This window comes from Novosphingobium sp. BL-S-33 (genome assembly GCF_056857025.1).
This window is the reverse complement of record NZ_CM166474.1, coordinates 1,737,849-1,758,863: the sequence shown is the minus strand read 5'-3', so window position 1 is coordinate 1,758,863 and position 21,015 is coordinate 1,737,849. Positions and strand designations below refer to the sequence as shown.

Annotated in this window: 18 protein-coding genes and 1 tRNA gene; all 19 read right to left on the bottom strand. The window is 65.7% G+C overall.

The features are described from left to right. Nucleotides 1-963, bottom strand: a complete 963-nt coding sequence (locus AC1VVM_RS08340; RefSeq protein ID WP_482903521.1) for an NAD-dependent epimerase/dehydratase family protein — start codon at nucleotides 961-963, stop codon at nucleotides 1-3. Beyond that, nucleotides 960-2,108, bottom strand: a complete 1,149-nt coding sequence (gene proB / locus AC1VVM_RS08335) for a glutamate 5-kinase (protein WP_482956302.1) — start codon at nucleotides 2,106-2,108, stop codon at nucleotides 960-962. The genes AC1VVM_RS08340 and proB overlap by 4 nt, the downstream gene beginning before the upstream one ends. Before the next feature lie 114 nt (nucleotides 2,109-2,222). After that, nucleotides 2,223-3,167, bottom strand: coding sequence for a DMT family transporter (locus AC1VVM_RS08330; RefSeq protein WP_482956301.1), 945 nt, complete (start codon nucleotides 3,165-3,167; stop codon nucleotides 2,223-2,225). A gap of 42 nt (nucleotides 3,168-3,209) precedes the next feature. Beyond that, on the bottom strand, nucleotides 3,210-3,770 hold the full coding sequence (locus AC1VVM_RS08325) for a P-loop NTPase family protein (protein ID WP_482956300.1): 561 nt from the start codon (nucleotides 3,768-3,770) through the stop codon (nucleotides 3,210-3,212). Then, nucleotides 3,755-4,810 (bottom strand): GTPase ObgE, encoded by a 1,056-nt coding sequence (gene obgE / locus AC1VVM_RS08320; protein ID WP_132389380.1) that lies wholly within the window; start codon nucleotides 4,808-4,810, stop codon nucleotides 3,755-3,757. The genes AC1VVM_RS08325 and obgE overlap by 16 nt, the downstream gene beginning before the upstream one ends. 145 nt (nucleotides 4,811-4,955) lie before the next feature. Then, a tRNA-Ala gene (locus AC1VVM_RS08315) sits at nucleotides 4,956-5,031 on the bottom strand. Nucleotides 5,032-5,261: 230 nt separating this feature from the next. Then, nucleotides 5,262-6,029: a hypothetical protein gene (locus AC1VVM_RS08310; protein WP_132389378.1), complete on the bottom strand. Its 768-nt coding sequence runs from the start codon at nucleotides 6,027-6,029 to the stop codon at nucleotides 5,262-5,264. Nucleotides 6,030-6,137: 108 nt separating this feature from the next. Continuing rightward, nucleotides 6,138-6,878, bottom strand: a complete 741-nt coding sequence (locus AC1VVM_RS08305; RefSeq protein WP_132389376.1) for a Bax inhibitor-1/YccA family protein — start codon at nucleotides 6,876-6,878, stop codon at nucleotides 6,138-6,140. A gap of 206 nt (nucleotides 6,879-7,084) precedes the next feature. Further along, the gene (locus tag AC1VVM_RS08300; RefSeq protein WP_482903517.1) at nucleotides 7,085-7,894 is read right to left on the bottom strand and encodes a pyrroline-5-carboxylate reductase family protein; all 810 of its coding nucleotides are present in this window, start codon (nucleotides 7,892-7,894) and stop codon (nucleotides 7,085-7,087) included. A gap of 137 nt (nucleotides 7,895-8,031) precedes the next feature. Then, complete coding sequence (locus tag AC1VVM_RS08295; RefSeq protein ID WP_165912226.1) at nucleotides 8,032-8,538, bottom strand: YbjN domain-containing protein; 507 nt, start codon at nucleotides 8,536-8,538, stop codon at nucleotides 8,032-8,034. Between the two features lie 201 nt (nucleotides 8,539-8,739). Beyond that, nucleotides 8,740-10,872, bottom strand: a complete 2,133-nt coding sequence (locus AC1VVM_RS08290) for an SPOR domain-containing protein (protein ID WP_482956299.1) — start codon at nucleotides 10,870-10,872, stop codon at nucleotides 8,740-8,742. Between the two features lie 204 nt (nucleotides 10,873-11,076). Continuing rightward, entirely contained in the window at nucleotides 11,077-12,666 is a 1,590-nt protein-coding gene (gene ftsZ / locus AC1VVM_RS08285) for a cell division protein FtsZ (protein ID WP_482903514.1), read from the bottom strand. Nucleotides 12,667-12,826: 160 nt separating this feature from the next. Continuing rightward, a complete protein-coding gene (gene ftsA, locus AC1VVM_RS08280; protein WP_132389368.1) occupies nucleotides 12,827-14,107 on the bottom strand; it encodes a cell division protein FtsA in 1,281 nt (426 codons plus the stop codon). Beyond that, nucleotides 14,107-15,108 carry a cell division protein FtsQ/DivIB gene (locus tag AC1VVM_RS08275; protein WP_482956298.1) on the bottom strand — a complete coding sequence of 334 codons (1,002 nt, stop codon included), beginning with the start codon at nucleotides 15,106-15,108 and terminating at the stop codon, nucleotides 14,107-14,109. The genes ftsA and AC1VVM_RS08275 overlap by 1 nt, the downstream gene beginning before the upstream one ends. Further along, a complete protein-coding gene (locus AC1VVM_RS08270) occupies nucleotides 15,105-16,067 on the bottom strand; it encodes a D-alanine--D-alanine ligase (protein ID WP_482956297.1) in 963 nt (320 codons plus the stop codon). Before AC1VVM_RS08270 ends, AC1VVM_RS08275 begins: the two co-directional genes overlap by 4 nt. A 9-nt stretch (nucleotides 16,068-16,076) precedes the next feature. Beyond that, a complete protein-coding gene (gene murB, locus AC1VVM_RS08265) occupies nucleotides 16,077-16,985 on the bottom strand; it encodes a UDP-N-acetylmuramate dehydrogenase (protein WP_482956296.1) in 909 nt (302 codons plus the stop codon). Nucleotides 16,986-17,097: 112 nt separating this feature from the next. Beyond that, complete coding sequence (gene murC, locus AC1VVM_RS08260) at nucleotides 17,098-18,519, bottom strand: UDP-N-acetylmuramate--L-alanine ligase (protein ID WP_132389358.1); 1,422 nt, start codon at nucleotides 18,517-18,519, stop codon at nucleotides 17,098-17,100. Nucleotides 18,520-18,634: 115 nt separating this feature from the next. Beyond that, nucleotides 18,635-19,819 (bottom strand): undecaprenyldiphospho-muramoylpentapeptide beta-N-acetylglucosaminyltransferase, encoded by a 1,185-nt coding sequence (gene murG, locus AC1VVM_RS08255; RefSeq protein ID WP_482956295.1) that lies wholly within the window; start codon nucleotides 19,817-19,819, stop codon nucleotides 18,635-18,637. Beyond that, on the bottom strand, nucleotides 19,816-21,015 hold the full coding sequence (locus AC1VVM_RS08250; RefSeq protein ID WP_132389354.1) for an FtsW/RodA/SpoVE family cell cycle protein: 1,200 nt from the start codon (nucleotides 21,013-21,015) through the stop codon (nucleotides 19,816-19,818). The genes murG and AC1VVM_RS08250 overlap by 4 nt, the downstream gene beginning before the upstream one ends.

Genomic DNA, 21,015 nt, shown 5'->3' with positions numbered 1-21,015 from the left:
CTATTCCTTGAGCCACCCCTGCGCGCGGTACCACTCGGCGGTCGCGCGCAGGCCGTCGGTGGTGGCAATGCGCGGCTCCCAGATTGCGGGCGGAACACGTCCGGCGGCGCCCACCACCCAGTCCGGGTGGCTGAAATAGGCGGCGCGGTCCTGCGTCATCTTGGCATTGGCGCCGCGCAGGAAATTGTCCCCCTTCGCCGCCATCATCAGCGCCCGCGGCGAAAGGCCCAGCACGCGCACGCGGCGGCCCACCGCGAAGCCGATCGCCCGCGCCATCTCTTCGTGAGACCAGCCTTCGGTCCGGCCGTCGTCGGGTTCGAAGATGCGCCCCGTCACCGGCTCGCCGCCGGGCACCAGCGCAACCAGCAGCCGCGCGAGATCCTCGACATGGATCATCGAGGCGCGCCCTTGCTTCGGCACCGGAACCACGCCCCAGCGGGCAGAGCGGAACAGCTCGAACATTTCCTTGTCACGCGGACCGTAGATCGCCGGAGGACGCACGATGGTCCATTCGAGCGGGCTGGCCATGACCAGCTTCTCCGCCCGCGCCTTGGACGCGCCATAGGCCGAAAGCTGCGGCTCGCGCGCCGAAAGCGAGGAGACATGGATGAACCGGGCGATGCCCTTGATCACTGCCGTCTCGATCAGATTGAGCGTGCCGGTAACATTGCCCGCCTCAAAACCCGCGGCGTCGGGCGCGTTGACCACGCCCGCCACATGCACCACCGCCTCGGCCCCGCGCGTGAGCAGGGAGAGCGACGCGGTATCGCGCAGTTCGCCGCGTACCCAGGTAACGTGGGGATCGAGCAAGGGATTCGCGGGCTGCTCGCGCCGGGTCAGCGCGCGCACGTGATAGCCCGCCCGCACCGCCTCTTCGAGCACGGACTGGCCAACGAAGCCGGTGGCGCCGGTTAGCGCGATGACGGGACGGTCGCTCTGGTTCATGGTCTTTGCACGGCTCATGCCTTTTCCGGTCGCGCCTTCAGCACCATCTGGTCGCGGTGGACGACCGAGGAGCGCGGCGCGTAGCCGAGCACGGCGGCCTGATCGCTGGAATGCAGGCCCTGGATCGCCGCACATTCACCGGCGGCATATTCGGAAAGCCCATGGGCGATGACGTGGCCCGCAGCATCCGCCACCGCAACCGCGTCGCCGCGCTCGAAAGTGCCGTCCACTCCGGTAACGCCCTTGGCGAGCAGGCTGGAGCCGCGCAGCAGGGCAGCAGCGGCGCCGTCGTCGACCCGGATCGTGCCGGTCAGCCGCAGGCGCCCGCCCAGCCATGCCTTGCGCGCGCCGGACTTGCCGCGCGGCAGGAACAGCGTGCCGATCCCGTCGCCTGCGATGCGGCTGATCGGGCTTTCATACTGGCCATTGCCGATCACCATGGCGATCCCGGCCAGTTCGGCGATTTCCGCGGCCTGAAGCTTGGAGATCATGCCGCCCGAACCCATGCCCGAATTCGATTCGGCGCTGGCCATGGCGCGCACCTCGGCAGTGACGCCCTCGACCACCGGGATCATCGCCGCGCCCGGTTCCTTCGGGTGACGGTCGTAGAGGCCGTCAATATCGGAGAGCAGCAGCACGGCGCTTGCCTGCGCGGCCTGCGCCACGCGGGCGGCAAGACGGTCGTTGTCGCCAAAGCGGATCTCTTCGGTCGCCACCGAATCGTTCTCGTTGATCACCGGCACCGCACCCGCATCCAGCAGGCGGCCGAGCGTGGCGGTGACATTGAGATAGCGGCGGCGCTCCTCAAGGTCTTCCAGCGTCAGCAGCATCTGCGCGGCCGTGAGGCCATGCGTGCCCAGCAATTCAGCCCAGAGGCCCGACAGTGCGATCTGGCCGACCGCCGCGCTCGCCTGCGCATCGGCCAGCGAGCCGCGCCCGCCCTTGTCCAATCCCAGCGTGGCGGCGCCCAGCGCAATCGCGCCCGAGGAAACGACGATCACCTGCTGCCCGCGCGCACGCGCCTCGGCGATTTCGGCGACCAGCGCGGTCAGCCATGCGCGGCGAACTCCCTCGCCGCCGACAAGCAAGGCCGAGCCCACCTTGACGACAAGGCGGGGGCAGAGCTTCGGATCGAAAAGGTCAGGAAGACGGGCGATGGACATGTGCCGCCAGCCTCTAGGTGAAATGCCGCGCGCTGAAAAGCGCCCGCTTGCGAAACAATCGGCACCCTGTCCCGCTGCCGCAACGCCGGAAGGTGGCGCGTGGCTGCGGCGGGATCAGTTCAGTGCGGCACGGCGTGCCTGCCGGGCGCGGAACATCTCGTGTCCGCTGACCAGCAGGATACCGGCAATGACCATCAGCGCTCCGGCGATGAAGGCCGGTTCGAGTCGCTCGCCCAGCAGCGCCACGCCGAACGCGACGCCGAACAGAGGCGTCATGAACGACAGCACGCCAAGGCGGGAGGCCAGATAGACCCGCAGCATCCCGAACCAGACGAGCAGGCTAACCAGCGAAACGCCGATGGTCTGGAACGCAAAACTGAGGCCTAACAGCGGCGTGACGGTCACTTGCGTCTGCCCGGTCGCCAGCGCCAGCAGGCCGAGCAGCACGAAAGCGCCCAGCAACTGGTACAGCGTGGTGACCGTGCTCGGCGCGTGAGAAAGGCGGGAGAAGCGCAGCGTCAGCGTCGTCGCGCCCCACGACGCACCGGCGCCGATGCCCATGAGGTCGCCTATCCACGCCGAATCATGTCCGGACCCGCTGTGGGCACCTCCCAGGAACGAGACCGCGACACCGGCGAAGGCCGTGACAATCCCCAGCCATTGCAGCGGGCTCAACCGCTCCTCGGGCAAGCGGAAATGGAGCCCCAGCGCCGTGAAGATCGGCGCGGTGTAAAGGAAGATCCCCATGTGCGAGGCGCTGGTGAAGCGCAGCCCCTCCCCCATGAACAGATATTCGAGCGCGAAGAGCACGCCGATGGCGAGCCCCGGTTTCCAAGTACCCCCGCGCAGCGCATGCCCCTCGCCCCGCACGAAAATGAGCGCCGCGATCGCCACGGCGGCGAGGCCGGAACGCAGCGAGATTTGCAGCACCGGCGCCATGTCCGGCGCGGCCGCCTTGAGCGCGGTCTGCTGCATTCCCCAGATCGCGCAGAGACCAACCATCATCAGAGCCGCGCGCCCGTCCACGGGCCTGCGCTGGTTCACATTCGAATCCATCATGGCGGGTGCCTTAATGGCTCCCCGGTTCGCGAGAAAGCACCATCAGTTCGTCAGGCGCTCGGATCTGTAGAAACGATCCAGATCGCCCGGCGTGGCCAGAACCGCCATCGGCAGCGCAATATCGGCCAGCAGTTCGCGGTAGCGCCTGCGATTGCGCGGCGTGACCACGGCGATGTGATGAAGCATCTGCCATTTCACGCTGTCCCTGCCCCCTGCCAGCCCGCCGATGCGGTCACGCTCGAACCAGCAACGGCGAACATAACGCCACAGACTGGTCGGCGTGGACGTTTCGAGCAGGATCATCCCCGTGGCACGCGCAAGGCGTTGCGGCAGGCAGCGGGAATAATTGCCTTCGATTACCCAGCGCTCACCCGTAATCGCGGCGCCGTGCAAGGCCGCGAATTCTGCGTAAGGCCGCGGGACCCAGTCGCTCTGCGGTTTATGGTGTAACTGATCGAGATGGATCGCCAGAAGCCCTCGCGAGGCTTCTATGGCCGCCGCCAGCGTGGACTTGCCACTGCCCGATGGCCCCATGATGCAGATGCGCGGCCCCAGATCGTCAAGCGAAACAGCCGCGCTCTTGCATGTCAGATCGGCGACCACGGCTTGTCGTCAGCCTCTTCACGCTCGCCGTCGGGACGTTCGGTGACGGTTGCGGCGGGAAGGTAGTCGATCACCGCGTCGAGCAGCTTAGACATGCCCTTGCCGGTCGCGCCGGAGATCGGGAACACCTCGTCGGCACCGGCCTTGAGCAGTTCCTTGGCGTATTCCTCCGCCAGCGCATCGTCGACGAGGTCGATCTTGTTGAGCGCGACAAGGCGCGGCTTGTCCTCAAGCTCGCCGCCATAGGCTTCAAGCTCTTCCTCGACGATGCGCATCGCCTCGACCGGGTCGGTGTTCGAGATGTCGATCAGGTGGACGAGCACGCGGCAGCGCTCGATATGGCCCAGGAAACGGTCGCCGATGCCCGCACCGTCGGCGGCGCCGGCGATCAGGCCCGGGATGTCGGCCAGCACGAACTCGCGGTTCTTGTGCATGACGACGCCCAACTGCGGACGCAGCGTGGTGAAGGCATAGTCGCCCACCTTGGCCTTCGCGTTCGAGAGCTTGTTGATGAAAGTGGACTTGCCCGCGTTCGGCATGCCGACAAGGCCGACGTCGGCCAGCAGCTTCAGCCGCAGCCATACCCACTGCTCCTGCGCCGGAATGCCGGGCTGGTGCTGGCGCGGGGCGCGGTTGGTGGAAGTCTTGTAGCTGGCGTTGCCGCGCCCGCCCATGCCGCCTTCGAGCAGCGTCACGCGCTGGCCCGCTTCGGTAAGGTCGGCCAGAACGGTCTCGCGATCTTCGTCGTCGACGATCTGCGTACCCACCGGCACCTTGATGACAAGGTCCTTGCCCGCCGCGCCATTGCGGTTCTTGCCCATGCCATGGCCGCCGCGCGGGGCCTTGAAGTGCTGGGTGTAGCGGAAGTCGATCAGCGTGTTGAGGCCGGCGACGGCCTCAAAGATGATGTCGGCGCCCTTGCCGCCATTGCCGCCGTCGGGGCCGCCGTATTCCACGTACTTTTCGCGACGGAACGAGACCGCGCCGGGGCCACCGCCGCCTGAACGGATGTAGATTTTCGCCTGGTCAAGAAAGTGCATGGGTACGGTCCAGCGGGTTCAAAGACGGCCATGGGCGATCGAACGCCTCAACGCCAGATAAACAAAAAACCCGACCTTGTCGCGCATCCGCGCCTCGGGCCGGGGTAGAACCGGTTCATCCGGCTCAGATCAGATTTGAGCGAACTGGTGGAGCCGAGGGGGATCGAACCCCTGACCTCGTCATTGCGAACGACGCGCTCTCCCAGCTGAGCTACGGCCCCGTTCCAGTTCTGCCCCGAAGCGACGCAGCGCACCGGGAGCGCCCCCTTAGCGAAGAGATCCGCGCGTTGAAAGAGCAAAAATCGCAGGCCGGGAATTTTCGCGCCGCCAGAACGGCTTGCAAGACCGCCCTCCCTGCACCACCGGAAACGAACAAGCCGCCAGCCCGCATTACACGGGGCTGGCGGCTCGCACTATCACGGCACTATCACGGCACTATTGCGCCGATAGATTACTGGGCAAACGCCTGCTGCTGCGACTTGTTGGCCGGAACCGACGCCACCGGAGTGGTCGGCACCGGTGCCGCCAGCTGCGGAGCGGCCGAACCCGCGCCGTAACGGGATTCCCATGCAGCCAGATCGGCGCGATACTGATCGTAGCTGTTGAAGAACTCCATGTACGGAGCCTCCGCCTTGGCAAGGTCAGCCGCCGCAACGCTGTCCAGCTGGTTCGCCGGAACCGTCTGAAGCTCGGCAGCAAGACCGATCATGGTGTTGCAAAGCGCCGGCACGACCGGCGGCAGCGCGAAGAAGTTGTAGACCTGCGTCTGATAAGTCTCGCGCGTCTTGGCGCCCATTTTCGCGCCGTAACGGGTCACGTATTCCTTATCGAGCGCCTTGTTCGTCGCCGTCAGCGACTTGGCATGGCGAATCAGGAAATCCTTGTATCCCGCCAGGATCGGCCCGTGATCAGGCCCCATGCAGTTGAGCGCCGCCACGTTGTAGGCCGAACGCAGGTTCCACAGCGCCTGCGCGGGCGAGATGCCCGAATTGACCGTCGCGCGCATGCCGTTCGCGGCAAGCGCCGGGATCGGCATGTTGTTCTGTGCGCCTGCCGGCGGCATCGGCCGCGGCGGAATCACGACGGCCTGCGGCGGCGGCGGCGGCGCAACGGCCACCTTTTGCGGCCCACAGCCCGACAATGCGACGGCCAGAGAACCTGCCGTCAGCGAAAGGCCCCATGCCAGGCCGCGTTTGCTCAGGTTTACCACCCCGTTCACTCCAATGTCCTCGATCTTTATTAACTACCGTGCCGCGCCGCTAAAGAAAATGCCCGGTGCGACGAATCGAACCGGGCATGACAACAGCCATATGCAGAAAACGGTGGATTACCTGCGGTCGCCCAGGAAGCTCAGCAGGAACTGGAACATGTTGATGAAGTCCAGATAGAGGCGCAGCGCGCCCATCACCACCGCCTTGCCGACGAACTCGGTGCCGCGCAGGCTGTAGTACTGGTTCTTCAGCATCTGCGTATCGTAGGCCGTGAGGCCCGCGAAAATCAGCACGCCGAGGATCGAGATGCCAAGCTGCAGCGCGGTCGAATGCACGAAGATGCCGATCAGCATCGCGATCAGGATGCCGAACAGGCCCATGATCAGGAACGTGCCGAAGCCCGACAGGTCCTTCTTCGTGGTATAACCCACCAGGCTGAGGCCTGCGAAAGCCGCCGCCGTCGCGAAGAACGTCGTTGCGATCGAGGTTGCCGTGAAGACCATGAAGATGGTCGACATCGACAGGCCCATGACCAGACAGAAGCCCCAGTAGAGCATCTGCAACGTCGAAGTCTGCATGCGCTGCGCGCCGAAGCTCATCGCCATCACGAAGCCCATGGGCGCCAGCATGACCAGCCACTTCAGCGGCGAGAACATCATCTGCTCGGCATAGCCGGAACTTGCGAAGCCCAGAGCCACGATGCCCGAGAGCAACACGCCCGAGGCCATGTAGTTATAGATCGACAGCATGTAGCGACGCAGGCCGGTATCATACGCGACCTTGCCGCCTGTCCTGCCGTCAAGGCTCGGAGACGCACCGAAGCCCGTACGGGGCTGGGGGTCGTTCCAATTCGCCATGTCACACTCCCTTAGACGGGTACTCCGCCAAACGCGGAAACCCGGACAAGGCGAATATCGCCTCCGCCCGCCTTCATTTCAAGGAAAACCGGCTGTCCCACTATGTGTCAAAGTGTAAACAGACGCCGACGCCGCCTCGAAAATCCGGTCAGGTCCGAATTTCATGGTCTGCATCGGCCCTGTTTCCGGCCCGATCGAAGGCCGCCTTATCCCTGACGGGCTTCGGCAGCCATCTCGGCATTGCGGTCGTTGGAGGCCTGCATAGTGGCCGCGATCAGCTTCATCATGGCAGCATCGGCATCGAGCACATTCAGGCCCGCGCGGGTCGAACCGCCGGGGCTTGCCACCTTGTCGGCCAGTTCGCCCGGCGAAAACGGCGAAGAGGCTGCCAGTTGCGCGGCACCCTCGACCATGGCCACGGCAAGGCGCCGGGCCTGGGAGGCTTCGATTCCCAGCGCCACGCCGCCCGAGGCCAGCGCATCGATGAAGCGGTAGACGAATGCCGGGCCGCAGCCGGTCAGCGCAGTGACGGCACTGAACTGGCTTTCGTCATCAAGCCACTCGGGCGTGCCCAGCGGCTCCATCAGCGCGGTCACCATCGCCCGGCCGATCTCGTCAAGTCCGCGCGAATCGAGCGCGACCGGCGCCTTGCCGATGGCCACGGCGAGATTCGGCATGATGCGCAGGATCGCACCGGCATCGGGGAAGCGCGCGGCAAGGCTGTCGAATTCGACACCGGCGAGAATCGAGAACAGCACCGTCTCGGCGCCCACCAGCGGCGCGATGGCCGGAGCGGCGGCATCCAGCCCTTGCGGCTTGATGCCGAGCATGACGGCATCGAAACGTCCTTCCGCCGGAAGATCCTTCAGCAGGGTCACGCCTTCAGGCACTTCGGCGCGATTGGGGTCCACCACCGTGAAGCGGGACGCGGGGATACCGCTCTTCAGCCAGCCTTCGAGCATGGCGCCGGCCATATTGCCGCAGCCGACGAGCAGAATGTTCTGAAAGCGGTCCATATCATTTCCTTGGATCATGGCGCGGGATCGCCGCCCCTGCGACAGGCGCGCCACTTAGGACAGCGCCGGATGCGTGCCAAGACCCAAGCACACGGAAGCGGGCCGGACCAGACCGGCCGCCCGCCCCGTAAATACGCTCAGGCCTCGCCCGCAGCGTCGATCATGGCAGCGGCCAGTGCCTCGGCGGGCGTCTTGTCACCCCAGAGGATGAACTGGAACACCGGGTAGAAGCGGTCGCATTCCTCGATCGCGGCCTCGACGACGGTCTGGGCCTGACCGGGCCCGAGGAGGCCATCCTCGCCCAGCATCAGGCCGTGACGATAGAGAACCACCCCGCCGTTCGACCAGACATCGAAATGCCCAACCCAGAGCTGTTCGTTGATGAGCGCCAGCGCTTCGTACATCGCGGCGCGCTTGGCGTCAGAGATGCGCACGTCGGGCAGACAGAGCAACTGCAACACCCTGTCCTCGGGGCGCCAGATCGCCTGGAACTGATAGGTCGCCCAGGCGCCCTTCACCTCACCGGAAATCTCGTCCTCGCTGGCAAGCTCGAAGGGCCAGTCACGCGCCTCGAAAAGGGCTGCCAGCATCTCCACGGGAGCGCTGTCCTCTTCGCGGTCGATATCGTCCTGAACCGTTCTCATGATCTCCGACATTCCGACCTCCGCAACGCTTGGCCGCTTGGATGCTTCGCCTTGCCCCTGCTGCACAATCCAGTGAATGCGATCGCCTGCGCAAAACTGCACTAGGCTGTTAACAGCGTGTGGATAAGGCCTTTCGCGCAAGAGACCAGAGCATTCGCCAGCACACCCCGCGGTTTGTCCACAGGGCACGCTGATCGGCGGCTACTTGGCCTGAAGCGGGTCCACGACCTGCCCTGCCGGGCTGGTCCAAGGCAGTGCATCGGCAAAGCCCTGCTTCTTCGCCTCGGCCAAGAAGGCATTGGCAGCCTTCTGCGTCTCGAACGGACCGATCAACACGCGGTTGGTCCGCCCCATGTCGGTCACATAAGGCTCATGCCCCTTGAACAACGACGGAGCCTGCTTGAGGTTGCGCCGCCAGTCGAAGGCGATCGCATCCTTGTTGCGGCCGACGCCGATCTGCACCCACATACGGCTGGGATGCGTTGGCGCTGCGGGCTTCTTGCCCTTGGCCGGCGTATCGCCTTTCGCATCGCCCTTCGTTCCGGGCTTCGCATCGGCTTTGGCGCCTGCCTTCGTATCGCCCTTGGCTCCGGGCTTTGTATCGCCCTTGGCGCCGGCTTTCGTGTCGCCCTTGGCTCCCGGCTTCGTGTCCGCCTTGGCGTCGGGCTTGTCGGTTGCCTTGGCATCGGGCTTTGCCTCGGCCTTGGCGTCCGGCTTGCCCGTTGCCTTTGCCTCAGGCTTCGCGTCCGGTTTGGCCTCGGGCTTTGCCGCGACCTTGGGTGCGGGAATCGGCTCCGGTGGGGTCGGTTTGATCTGTCGGATGTCGACCGCGCCGTCGGCAGGCGTGTCCTGCATCGTCGGCTTGCCAAGGTCGGCAAAGATTTCGGTCAGCGAGAGCTGGTGCGCATTGGGCTCCGGCGGCGATTCGCTGCCAGCGAGCTTTGCGGGCGCAGGCGTGGGCACCGAAGCGGCAGGAACCGGGGCGGACGCCCCCTGCCCGCGCGCAAGGTCGAAGCCCGGCGTCGGCGTCCTGTTCACCGCAGGAACGGAGGAGACTGGCGGAGGCGGCGCCACTGCCGTGCGCACAGGTGCCGGGGTCAATGCCGCACGCGATGGCGCGAGGGCGGCCGGCGCCGGAGAAGCCGCAGCGGCCCTGCCCGGCATTACCGGCAGCAGTTCACCCGAAGCATCGCGCTCGATCGTCGGCATGGGCTCGGGCGGAGCGACCCGCGCGGAATCCGACGCAGTGTGCGCTGGAGGCGATGTGCGGGGCGGAGTCGTCGAGGATGAGAGCCCGACATGCGCGGGCGTTGTCGACGGCGGAACGGGGCCGAACGGCGCGGCACCGGGCGTCAAAGCAGTGCGCGCAGCCGCCAGCGGAGTAGCAGCCTTGCGTCCGCTCCGGCTGTTCGCCCGGGGCGAGGCGGTCTGGTTCGCCGCCAGAGCCGTGCGCGGCGCCATCGCCGCCTCGGTGGCCGCGAGTTGCACCGCATAAGCAGAGATACGGGGATCGTCGTGGCCGATCTCGGACGCACGCGGGAACTTGCCGAGATTCGCCGCCGAGGCCTGCTGCGCGCGGGTCAGGCGCGGCATGTACCGCAAATAGGGCGCTATGCTCTGCGCCAATTGCGGCGGCAGAATCGAATTGGACACATCAACCGCTTGCTGCGTCTCACCGGCAATGGCCAGCGCGAAGGCGCGCGTGCGCCAGCCCGGCTTGTCCTGCTTCTGGAGCAGCGGCATCAGCGTGGTCTGCGCCGAAGCATTGTCACCAGCGATCGCCTGGCTGATCGCCAGCCGCATACGCACTTCCTCGTCCGCAGCGCTGCCGAGCGCTGTGGCGTAATAGTGCTGTGCGGTCGCATTCGCGCCGACAAGATCGTAGGCGAGGCCGCGATCCGCAGCGATCTGCGACGGGGCGGCCCCGGCCTTTTCGGCCTCGGCGAACAGCGGAATGGCGGAAACCGGGTCTCCGTTCATGGCCAGCGAGGCGGCCAGCCCCGCCTTGACGCGCGCATTTCCGGGCGTGATTTCGTCGGCACGGCGATAGAAACCGATGGCCGCATCGAAGTCGTTGAGGGCTCTGGCGGCATCGGCCGCCTCCATCAGCGCCGCCGCATCACGCGGATTGCGACCGAGACGGGCAAGCGCGGCGCTGAGGCGCTGCGATTCGGCGCCGGGAATGGCCTGAACCACCGGCCGCGCCACCACGGGCGCGCTCTGGGCAGACGCCGCCTGCGGCAAGACCAGCGCGATCGGCGCAAGCATTGGAAAAGCAAGCGCCGCGCGGACGTTCTTGCCGGACCACACCCTGCCCGATGGCTTCTGCCTCACCCGCAAGTTTCGCGATACCTTTGCTGCGACAGAGCGGGGCCCTAGGCCGCCGCGCGCCGGTTGATCTCTTCCGGGGCGGGCCTATGCCGCCCGTTACCTGAACCTCGCGCTAACACGTAAGGAACCGGTCCGCCAGAAACGACGATACAAGAAACGACAACGGGGCGGACGGCTCAAAAGCCGCCCGCCCCGCATCAAAGTCGATTACTGATTGTTCTGGCGTCCGAGGAAGCGCGGGATCGAGATCGATGCCGAATCCTCATCGTCGGCCGAAGGCTCGGCTGCCGCCGCCTTGGGACGCGAAAGGCTGGTCATACGCTCGAACAGCGTGCTGCCGCCACCGGTCGGACGTGCGGGCGCCGAAACCGGGGCAGGCGCCGGAGCAGCCTCGGCCGCCGGACGACGCTGACGCAGCGGCGAAGCGGGCACCGACTGTCCGCCGTCGAGCAGAAGCTCATCCTGCGGCACCGCGGGCGCCGGCACTTCGATGCCGCCCGAAAGGTCAAGCGGCGCAGCGCGCTGGCCATTGAAGCCCGAGAGGCTGGCGTAACCGTCCGCCGCGACTTCGCCGTGAACCTCGCCCAGTTCCTCGCCAGCGCCCAGTTCCAGTCCGTCAAACTCTTCGGGTTCGGGAGCAGGCGCCGGTGCCGGAGCAGGCGTTGACAGGTTCAGCGGAGCCGCAGCCGGCGTATAGGCCGAAGGCGTCTGGATGGCCGGGCGCACGGGCGCCGCAGCTTCCATCGGAGCCGGACGCGAAACCATCGGCCGGACCGGACCACGGCTGGCGCCCAGCGACATCGGACGCGAGGCAATCTCGGCCTGTTCGGCGCTTTGCTCTATACCGGTGGCGACCACCGAGACGCGGATCTTGCCCTGAAGGTCAGGGTTGAACGCCGAGCCCCAGATGATGTTCGCATCGGGATCGACCAGTTCGCGAATGTGGTTCGCGGCTTCGTCGACTTCGAGCAGCTTCATGTCGTCGCCGCCGATGATCGAGATGATCACGCCCTTGGCGCCCTGCATCGACACGCCATCGAGCAGCGGGTTCGCTATGGCGCGTTCGGCCGCTTCGAGTGCGCGGTTCGGGCCTTCGCCCTCGCCCGTGCCCATCATCGCCTTGCCCATTTCGCCCATGACCGAGCGGACGTCCGCAAAGTCGAGGTTGATGAGGCCCGGCATGATCATCAGGTCGGTGATCGAGCGCACGCCCTGCTGGAGCACTTCGTCGGCAAGCTCGAACGCTTCCTTGAAAGTGGTTTCCGCCTTGGCGACCAGGAACAGGTTCTGGTTCGGAATGACGATCAGCGTATCGACGTGCTTTTGCAGCTCTTCGATACCGGCGTCGGCAGAGCGCATGCGGCGCGTGCCTTCGAACATGAACGGCTTGGAGACCACGCCCACGGTCAGCACGCCCTTGGCGCGCGCGGCCTGCGCGATGATCGGCGCGGCGCCGGTACCGGTACCGCCGCCCATGCCGGCCGCGATGAAGACCATGTGCACGCCATCGAGCAGACGCTCGATATCAGGCAGAGTTTCCTCCGCTGCCGCACGCCCCACTTCGGGACGCGCGCCGGCGCCGAGGCCCTGCGTGATGTCCGGCCCGAGCTGTATGCGTGTCTCGGCGATCGAATTATTGAGCGCCTGGGCGTCAGTATTGGCGACGACGAAGTCTACGCCCTCTATCTGCGCCTGGATCATGTTGGCGATAGCGTTGCCGCCCGCGCCACCGACACCGATGACGACAATGCGCGGACGAAGCTCCTCGATAGCCGGCGGTCCGATGTTGATGCTCATTTCGATCTCCTGGCAGGCCCGTGCGCGAAGACATTTACCTTGACTAGCCTGATTGCACGCTTCGTTTCATCGAGGCAAAGCTTGACGACCCTTTGTCCACAGCAGAAGCCGCCGATTGCGGCCAATCGTGCCGGACCGGCCACGGTCTGGTGACAACGGGTCAGAAGTATTCCCTCAGCGCTCTATAGACGCGATTGACCACGCCCAGACCGGAATAACTTATTGTCTGCTGACGGTTCTTTCCGAAACTGCGGATGTCCACCGGGTCCGCGCCCGCATAGAGCACCAGTCCGGCGAGGGTGGAAAAGCCCGGTTTTACATGGGCTTCCGCCAATCCGGTCAAATGCGGCACGCTGCCCACGCGCACCGGCTTGCCCAGCGCCGCCTGCGCATAATCGGCCAGCCCCACAAGTTCCGCACCGCCGCCGGTGAAGACCACCTGCTTGCCGCGCTGCGCATTGAAGCGCATCACCTTGAGCGCCTTGTTGACTTCTTCCATCAGCACACCGAGTTGACCGGTGATGACGCCGATCAGTTCGGCGCGCGGAATGCGGTTCTTGTCGTCCGCGTGGCGGGCGATCGGGCCGGCATGTTCTTCGCCCGGCGCATTGACCGGGATCATCTCGCGGTGGTCGTGCGGGCTGGCGATGGCCGATCCGTTGACGCATTTCAGACGCTCGGCCTGGAAGCGACGGATGCCGAAAGCGGAAGCAATCGCGTCGGTGATATCGGCGGATCCCATCGGGATCGAGATCATGTCGATCAGCAGCCCGTGCGAATAGACCGCCACATTTGTCACTTCCGCACCGAATTCGACGAGTGCGACTCCCAGATCGCGCTCCTCGGGCGAGAGGCAGGCATAGCCCGCCGCGATCGGCGAGCCGACAACGGCCTCAACCTCAAGGTGCGCGCTCTGCACCGCCTCGGTCAGATTGCGGATCGGCGCGCCGTCGGCCAGCATGATGTGGATGTCCACGCCCAGACGCTCGGCATGAAGCCCCTTGGGATTGCCAACGCCGTGCGCGCCATCGAGGCGGTACTGCGCAGGCTGCGCGTGCAGCACCATGCGCCCGTCGGGCTGGATCACCTCACGCGCGGAAACGAGCAGTTGGTCGATATCCTCCTGCTCGATGCGGCGGCCGCCGATTTCGGCATCGAACTGGTCGATCCGGCTGGCGAGCCCTGCCCCCGAACAGCCGATCCAGACTTTCGAGACGCTGGTGTCGGCCATCTTCTCGGCACGGTCGATGGCGTCGCGCACCGCATAAGTCGCGGCGGCAATATCGGTGACGTAGCCGCGCTTGATGCCCTGGCTGGCGCGGTGGCCGGAACCCAGCACGATCATGTCGCCCATCTCGGACATGCCCGCGACAATCGCGGAAATGCGGAAGGAGCCGATGTTGACCGCGCCGAATACGCGGGTGATCCGGGGGCCTGCCATCACTGCTCCTCCGCTACGGCCGGCATTTCGGTTTTCGGGCTGCTCTGGGCACTTGGGGGCACGGCGCCGGTCGCCTGATCCCCGGTGTGGGGGACGGCACCGACGCTTGCGGCGATTTGCTGCCCTTCGCCATCAGGCACACGCATATAGATCCGGTCCGGCGCGCGCATGTCGAAGGCCATGACCTTGCCGCCCAGCAGGCGATTGGTGCCGTCAAGCCGCGCGAAAGTGACGAGCGCGCCCGCCGCTTCCTTGTCGCCTTCGGGCAGCGCGAGCACTTGCCCGGTGCGGAATGTCAGGTTCCAGCGGCGATTGCCGATCCACTCAGCCTCCTGCACGCCAGGCTGGAGCGCGGGGGCCGCCTCCAGCAGCTTCGCGAGCTCCGTCACCTGCTCGCCCGCGCCCGGGCCCGAGACGATCAGCTTGCCGCCGGTATCCTTGCGGCTGACCTGCTCCAGTTCGTGCCCGGTCTCGTCGATCAGCACGTATTGGTCGTCCTTGCGCAGCACCGCGTGGGCCTCGCGCTCGACGATGTCGATCACCAGCGTATCGGGCAACTGGCGCGAGACGCGCGCATCCTTGACCCATGACAGGCCCAGCAGTTCCCCGCGCAGCGCGTCGAGATCGACTTCGGTCATCGCCCGGTTACGTTCGGCCAGTGCCTTTTCGTAGACCTTCAGCTCATTGAGATGCTTCACGCCGCGCACTTCCACGCGCTTCACCTCGAAGCCCGCATTGGCGGAAACGTGCGCGAACTGGTCGGCCGCCAGCATCGGCACCCCCGCTGCATTGGCGACGACGGCGGCAAGCCCCACCGCACCGCCCAGGATGGCGATGAGGAAAATCTTGTGCAGCTGCTCTTCGGTGAAAGGCAGCCACGACATCGCTGCGTCGAGCGTCGATCCCGTGGTCGCCTTGGCCTTGCGGACCTTGGCCTTGGTGCCCTGACGGGCGGCGACTTTCCTTGCGCTCTTCGGCTTGCGCCGGATCGTCTGGCTCATCCGCCCTCCTTGGCCGCCTTGCGGGCGCGCGCGTCTTCGAGCGCTTCAGCGATGATCTCTTCGACCAGATCGGGATATTCCATGCCGCAGGCGCGGGCCTGTTCAGGCACGAGGCTGAGCGGGGTCATGCCCGGCTGGGTGTTCACTTCCAGCAGGAACAGCCCTTCGACGCCCTGCGTGTCATCCCAGCGGAAATCCGAGCGGCTGGTGCCCTTGCAGCCCAGCAACTGGTGCGCGCGCAGGGCCAGATCCTTGCACGCCGCCGTGATCTCGTCCGGGATCTCGGCCGGGCAGATGTGCTGGGTCATGCCGTCGGTATACTTGGAATCGAAGTCGTAGAAGCCCGACTTGGGCCTCAGTTCGGTCACCAGCAGCGCGCGGTCGCCGATCACGGCGGTCGTGAGTTCAAGCCCGCGAATATAGGGCTCGGCCAGCAGGCGGTCGAAGTGTTGCCAGGGGCCTTCGCAATCGCGGCCGATCGGGTTGCCGTAATTGCCCTCGGCGGTGACGATGGCGACGCCGACCGACGAGCCTTCGTTGACAGGCTTCAGCACATAAGGACGCGGCAGCGGATCGCGCTCGAAAATCTCGGCGCTCTCGACGATGCGGCCGCCGGGCATCGGAATGCCGTGCGGGACCAGCGCCTGCTTGGTCAGTTCCTTGTCGATAGCGATCACCGACGTGGCGAGGCCCGAATGGGTGTAGGTGAGGCCCATCAGGTCCATCATGCCCTGCACCGTGCCGTCCTCGCCCGGCGCGCCGTGGAGCGCGTTGAACACGACATTCGGCTTCGCTTCCGAAAGGCGCAGCGCGACATCGCGGTCCATGTCGATGCGGGTGACCTTGTGGCCCTTGGACTCGAGCGCCTTGGCCACGCCCTCGCCGCTCATCAGCGAGACCGGCCGCTCGTTCGACCAACCGCCCATCAGGACTGCGACGTGAAGCTTAGGAAGGGACACTAGATCAACTCACTTCTTGCTTTCAGCGGATAGTCCAACCCGCTGGATTTCCCATTCGAGCGTGACGCCCGACTTTTCCTTGACCCGGCGGCGTACTTCCTCGCCCAGGGCCTCGATATCACTACTGGTGGCGTCGGCCACGTTGAGCAGGAAGTTGGTGTGCTTCTCGCTGACTTGCGCACCGCCGATGGTCAGGCCGCGGCAGCCGGCTTCGTCCACCAGAGCCCAGGCCTTGTGGCCTTCGGGGTTCTTGAAGGTCGAACCGCCGGTCTTGCTGCGCAGCGGCTGGCTGGCCTCGCGGCTGGCGGAGATGCGGTCCATCTCGGCCTGGATCGCCTCTGGCTCGCCGGACTGGCCCTTGAAACGGGCGGAGACGACCACGGCGCCTTCGGGCAGTTCCGAATGGCGATAGGTGTAGCCAAGGTCGGCATTGACCAGCGTGACCAGTTCGCCGGAACGCAGGACGACATCGCAATCGACCAGCACGTCCTTGACCTCGCCGCCATAGGCGCCGCCGTTCATCCGCACGAAGCCGCCGACAGTGCCGGGGATTGAGCGCAGGAATTCGACGCCGGCTATGCCGCTGTCGCGCGCGGTCGAGGAGACGAGGATGCCGCTGGCGCCGCCGCCGCATTCCAGCGTCACGTCGTCCACTTTCGTCACTTTGGCGAAGGGCTTGCCGAGGCGGATCACGACGCCCGGGACGCCGCCGTCGCGCACGATCATGTTGGAGCCAAGGCCCAGCGCCATGACCGGAACGGCGGGATCGAGATCGCGCAGGAACGCCTGCAGGTCGGCCAGATCCTTCGGCTCGAACAGCCACTCGGCCGCGCCGCCGGACTTGAACCAGACGAGCGGGGCCAGCGGCGCATCGGCCGTCAGCTTGCCCCGCGTTTCAGGAAGGAGCGGTTGCGCCACGTCCATCATCCTTCGACAGGCTCAGGATGAGCGGAGTGGGTTACCAGAAGACCATGAAATGCCGCTCGTGCTGAGCTTGTCGAAGCACATGGGCGAAGCGCGAGGTGGCCGATCACGCAGCCCTCCGCTTGACCACGGCATCGGCCAGACCGGCCGCCCACTTTGTGATATCGCCCGCACCAAGGCAGACGACCATGTCACCCGGCTGGATCGACGTCGCCAGCACATCCGCCAGCGCATCCGGCCCGGCGATGACTTGCGCGGAACGGTGCCCGCGCGCCTTCATGCCGGAGACCATGTGATCGGAATCGACGCCCTCGATCGGCTGCTCGCCCGCTGCGTAGACGGGCGCCGCATAGACCACGTCGGCATCGTTGAACGCGCCTTCGAAGTCTTCCATGTGATCGCGCAGGCGGGTGAACCGATGCGGCTGGACCACGGCGATGACGCGGCCCTTCACGCCCTCACGCGCGGCAGCGAGCACGGCGCGGATCTCCACCGGGTGATGGCCGTAATCGTCGATCACGGTGACCGCACCGCCATCGACTGCGATCTCGCCGACTTTGGTGAAGCGGCGCTTCACGCCGCCGAACTTGGAGAAGCCGGTCTGGATGCAGGCATCCGAGCAGCCCATCTCCACCGCGACGCCGATGGCGGCGAGCGCGTTCTGGACGTTGTGGCGGCCCGGCATCGGCAGTTCGATGCCCTCGATCCGGCGGAACGAGCCGTCGCGCTGGCGCAGCGCCACGTCGAAACGGTTGCCGCCCGGAACCGGGGTGACGTTTTCGCCGCGAATGTCCGCCTGTGCGGAGAAACCGTAAGTCACCACACGGCGGTCGCGCACCTTGGGGATCACCGCCTGCACTTCGGGGTGATCGATGCAAAGCAGCGCGCAGCCGTAGAACGGCACGTTCTCGATGAATTCGACGAAGGAGTCCTTCACCTTGTCGAACGAGCCGTAGTGATCGAGGTGTTCGGGATCGATGTTGGTAACGACGGCGATCGTGCCGTCGAGGCGCAGGAACGAACCGTCGCTTTCATCGGCTTCCACGACCATCCAGTCGCTCTCGCCAAGGCGGGCGTTGGACCCGTAGGCATTGATGATGCCGCCGTTGATGACGGTGGGATCGACCCCGCCCGCATCGAGAAGCGCAGCCACCATCGAGGTCGTGGTGGTCTTGCCGTGGGTGCCGGCCACCGCGACGGTGTTCTTCAGGCGCATCAGTTCGGCCAGCATCTCGGCCCGGCGCACCACAGGGATGCGGTGTTCGAGCGCGTAGACGACTTCCGGATTCTCACGCTTCACGGCGGTGGAGGTCACGACCACGGCCGCGCCCTCGACGTTTTCCGCCGCATGGCCGATCGAGACCTTGATGCCGCGCTTGCGCAGGCCTTCGACCACGTAACCTTCGGCAATGTCAGAGCCCTGCACGGCGTAGCCAAGGTTGTGCATCACCTCGGCAATGCCGGACATGCCGATGCCGCCGATGCCGACGAAGTGGATCGTGCCGATGTCGGTGCCGACGCCCTTCACTGGGACACCTCGCGCTGAGCATCATGCTTCGACAAGCTCAGCATGAGCGGCGAAAGGGAATAGCAAGTCAAAGTCCGCTCATCCTGAGCCCTGAGCTTGTCGAAGGGTCGAAGGATCATGCCACGCCACCCTTGCGCGCGAGGGCTTCGCCGCCCTTGGCGGGCACGGTCTTGTCCATTCGAATTACGTCCATAATCGGGCTGGCGCCGAAGCTCTCGACGAGATCGGCAAGGTCGCTAGCAGCGTTGGGATAGCCGCAGTTCCACGAGGCATGCGCGGCATTGGCGAGCGTTTCGGGATGAAGCGCCATGGCCTGAATCTGCTTGGCCAGCGTAGTCGCGGTGAAGCTTTCCTGACGGATCGCGCGGGCGCCGCCAGCGGCCACGATCTCACGCGTGTTGGCAGCCTGATGATCGTCCGTAGCGATGGGCAGCGGGATCAGGATCGCCGGACGGCCCACGTCGGTCAACTCAGCAATCGTCGAGGCGCCGGAGCGGCCGATGAACAAGTGCGCACCAGCCAAACGCTCGGCCATGTCCTCGAAATAAGTCGCCAGTTCGGCCGGGATGCCGTGGCCGGCGTAACGCGCGCGGACGGCCTCGATGTCCTCGGCGCGGCACTGCTGGATCACCTGGAGGCGCGAGCGCAGTGCCGGAGGCAGCATGGCAAGGCCATCAGGCACGACTTCGGAAAGCACCCGCGCGCCCTGGCTACCGCCGGTGACGAGAATGCGCAGCAGGCTGTCCTCGCCGAATTCGGGGAACGGCTTGTCACGCAGTGCCAGAACCTCGTCACGCACCGGATTGCCGACGAGCGTGACCTTGGTCGCCAGCTTGGGATCGAGCCGGTCGACCTGTTCAAAAGCCGTGGCAATGGCATCCACTTTGCCCGCGAAGTAGCGGTTCACGCGGCCCAGCACTGAGTTCTGCTCATGCAGGATCGTCGGAATGCGGGCCGAGCGTGCGGCCAGCATCGTTGGCAGCGCCGGATAGCCACCGAAGCCGATCACGGCGGTCGGCTGGAAGCTTTCGAACAGGCGCAGCGCCATACGCTTGCCTTCAAGGATGCCGAGCAGGCCCTTCAGCCAGTTCAGCGGGTTCTTCCCCGCGATACGGCCCTGTGGCAGCACATGTGCGGTCAGGTAATCGGGCTTGCCCGGAATCGCGGCGCCGCGCTCATCGGTGATGAGCGCGACGTGATGGCCCCGGCGCTCCAGCTCGGCAGCGAGCGCGAAGGCGGGGATGAGGTGTCCGCCCGTCCCGCCCGCGGCGAGAACGTAGTGACGGCTGACCAGACTCATGAAGGAATGTCTCCGATGGCGCGCAGCGAGAAGCCCTCGCGCTTGATGAAGGGATTGCGCCGCGTGATTGCCAGCAGAAGCCCGACCGTCAAGCACATCGCGACAGTCGACGAGCCACCGTAGCTGATCAGCGGCAGGGTCATGCCCTTCGAGGGGAAGAGTTGCAGGTTGACGAGAATATTGATGAACGCCTGCCCGCCGAACTGCGAGGCGATACCGGCGGCGGCGAGCACGGTGAAGAGGTCTTCCTCATCCACCAGTCGCAGCATTACCCGCACCAGCAACGTCAGGTAGAGGCACACGATTACCATGCAGGCGATCAGTCCGAATTCCTCGCCGATGACCGAGAAGATATAGTCGGTATGCGCCTCGGGCAGCGCCATCTTGCGGATGCCCATCCAGAAACCCTGCCCGAACCAGCCACCGTTCAACAGCGTGCGCTGGGCAAGGTCCACCTGGTCGAAGGCATTGCCGCCCGAGAGGAACGAATCGATGCGGTTCCGGCCGTTGGCGTACGTGAAATACATCACGACGATGCCGACGATGCCGATCCCGAAAAACATGCCGATGCGCTTGAGCGGGATACCCGCCAGCAGGATCATCACGAAGAACGTGCCCGAAAACAGCATGGTCGAGCCGAAGTCCGGCTGCGCCATCAGCAGTGCGCCCAGCAGGCCCATCAGGCAGAAGCAGATGGCCACGACCGGAATGTTCGGATCGCGCGCGCGCCACGAAAGGATCCATGCGAGCAGGATCGGAAAGCCGGTGCCGAGGAACTGCGAGGGCTGGATAGAGATGCCGAAGTGCAGCCAGCGCTTGGCACCGTTCACTTCGGAACCCACCACCGGCACCAGCAGCAGCCCGAACAGCATGAGCCCGGCGATCAGGATGCCAAGCCGGCGCGCGCTGTCCTTCGAAAGGCTCGAAGCCCAGAACATCGCGCAGAGCCCCACGAACTGCCAGCGCAAGTGGAGCCAGAAGAAGTAAAGTGACGGCAGGTGTTCCTGCGTCGTCGAAAGGCGCCGCGCGCTGGCCGGGGACCCCGCCGCAACTGCCACCGCGCCGATCCCCATCAGGATCAGCACGAGCGCGAGAACGGTACGGTCGATCTCCTGCCACCAGATCGCAAACTGGCCGCGACGGTTGCGGTTGTAGCGAGTATTGGCGGGAGCAGCCCCGGGCGCGATGGTTGCCAT

Excerpts from the sequence above, each read along its gene's own strand:
- ftsA (WP_132389368.1), bottom strand. The coding sequence starts at position 14,107 with ATGGCAGGCCCCCGGATCACCCGCGTATTCGGCGCGGTCAACATCGGC.
- AC1VVM_RS08330 (WP_482956301.1), bottom strand. The coding sequence starts at position 3,167 with ATGATGGATTCGAATGTGAACCAGCGCAGGCCCGTGGACGGGCGCGCG.
- AC1VVM_RS08275 (WP_482956298.1), bottom strand. The coding sequence starts at position 15,108 with ATGAGCCAGACGATCCGGCGCAAGCCGAAGAGCGCAAGGAAAGTCGCC.
- AC1VVM_RS08300 (WP_482903517.1), bottom strand. The coding sequence starts at position 7,894 with ATGGACCGCTTTCAGAACATTCTGCTCGTCGGCTGCGGCAATATGGCC.
- proB (WP_482956302.1), bottom strand. The coding sequence starts at position 2,108 with ATGTCCATCGCCCGTCTTCCTGACCTTTTCGATCCGAAGCTCTGCCCC.
- AC1VVM_RS08250 (WP_132389354.1), bottom strand. The coding sequence starts at position 21,015 with ATGGCAACCATCGCGCCCGGGGCTGCTCCCGCCAATACTCGCTACAAC.
- ftsZ (WP_482903514.1), bottom strand. The coding sequence starts at position 12,666 with ATGAGCATCAACATCGGACCGCCGGCTATCGAGGAGCTTCGTCCGCGC.
- AC1VVM_RS08305 (WP_132389376.1), bottom strand. The coding sequence starts at position 6,878 with ATGGCGAATTGGAACGACCCCCAGCCCCGTACGGGCTTCGGTGCGTCT.
- obgE (WP_132389380.1), bottom strand. The coding sequence starts at position 4,810 with ATGCACTTTCTTGACCAGGCGAAAATCTACATCCGTTCAGGCGGCGGT.
- AC1VVM_RS08340 (WP_482903521.1), bottom strand. The coding sequence starts at position 963 with ATGAGCCGTGCAAAGACCATGAACCAGAGCGACCGTCCCGTCATCGCG.
- murG (WP_482956295.1), bottom strand. The coding sequence starts at position 19,819 with ATGAGTCTGGTCAGCCGTCACTACGTTCTCGCCGCGGGCGGGACGGGC.
- AC1VVM_RS08295 (WP_165912226.1), bottom strand. The coding sequence starts at position 8,538 with ATGAGAACGGTTCAGGACGATATCGACCGCGAAGAGGACAGCGCTCCC.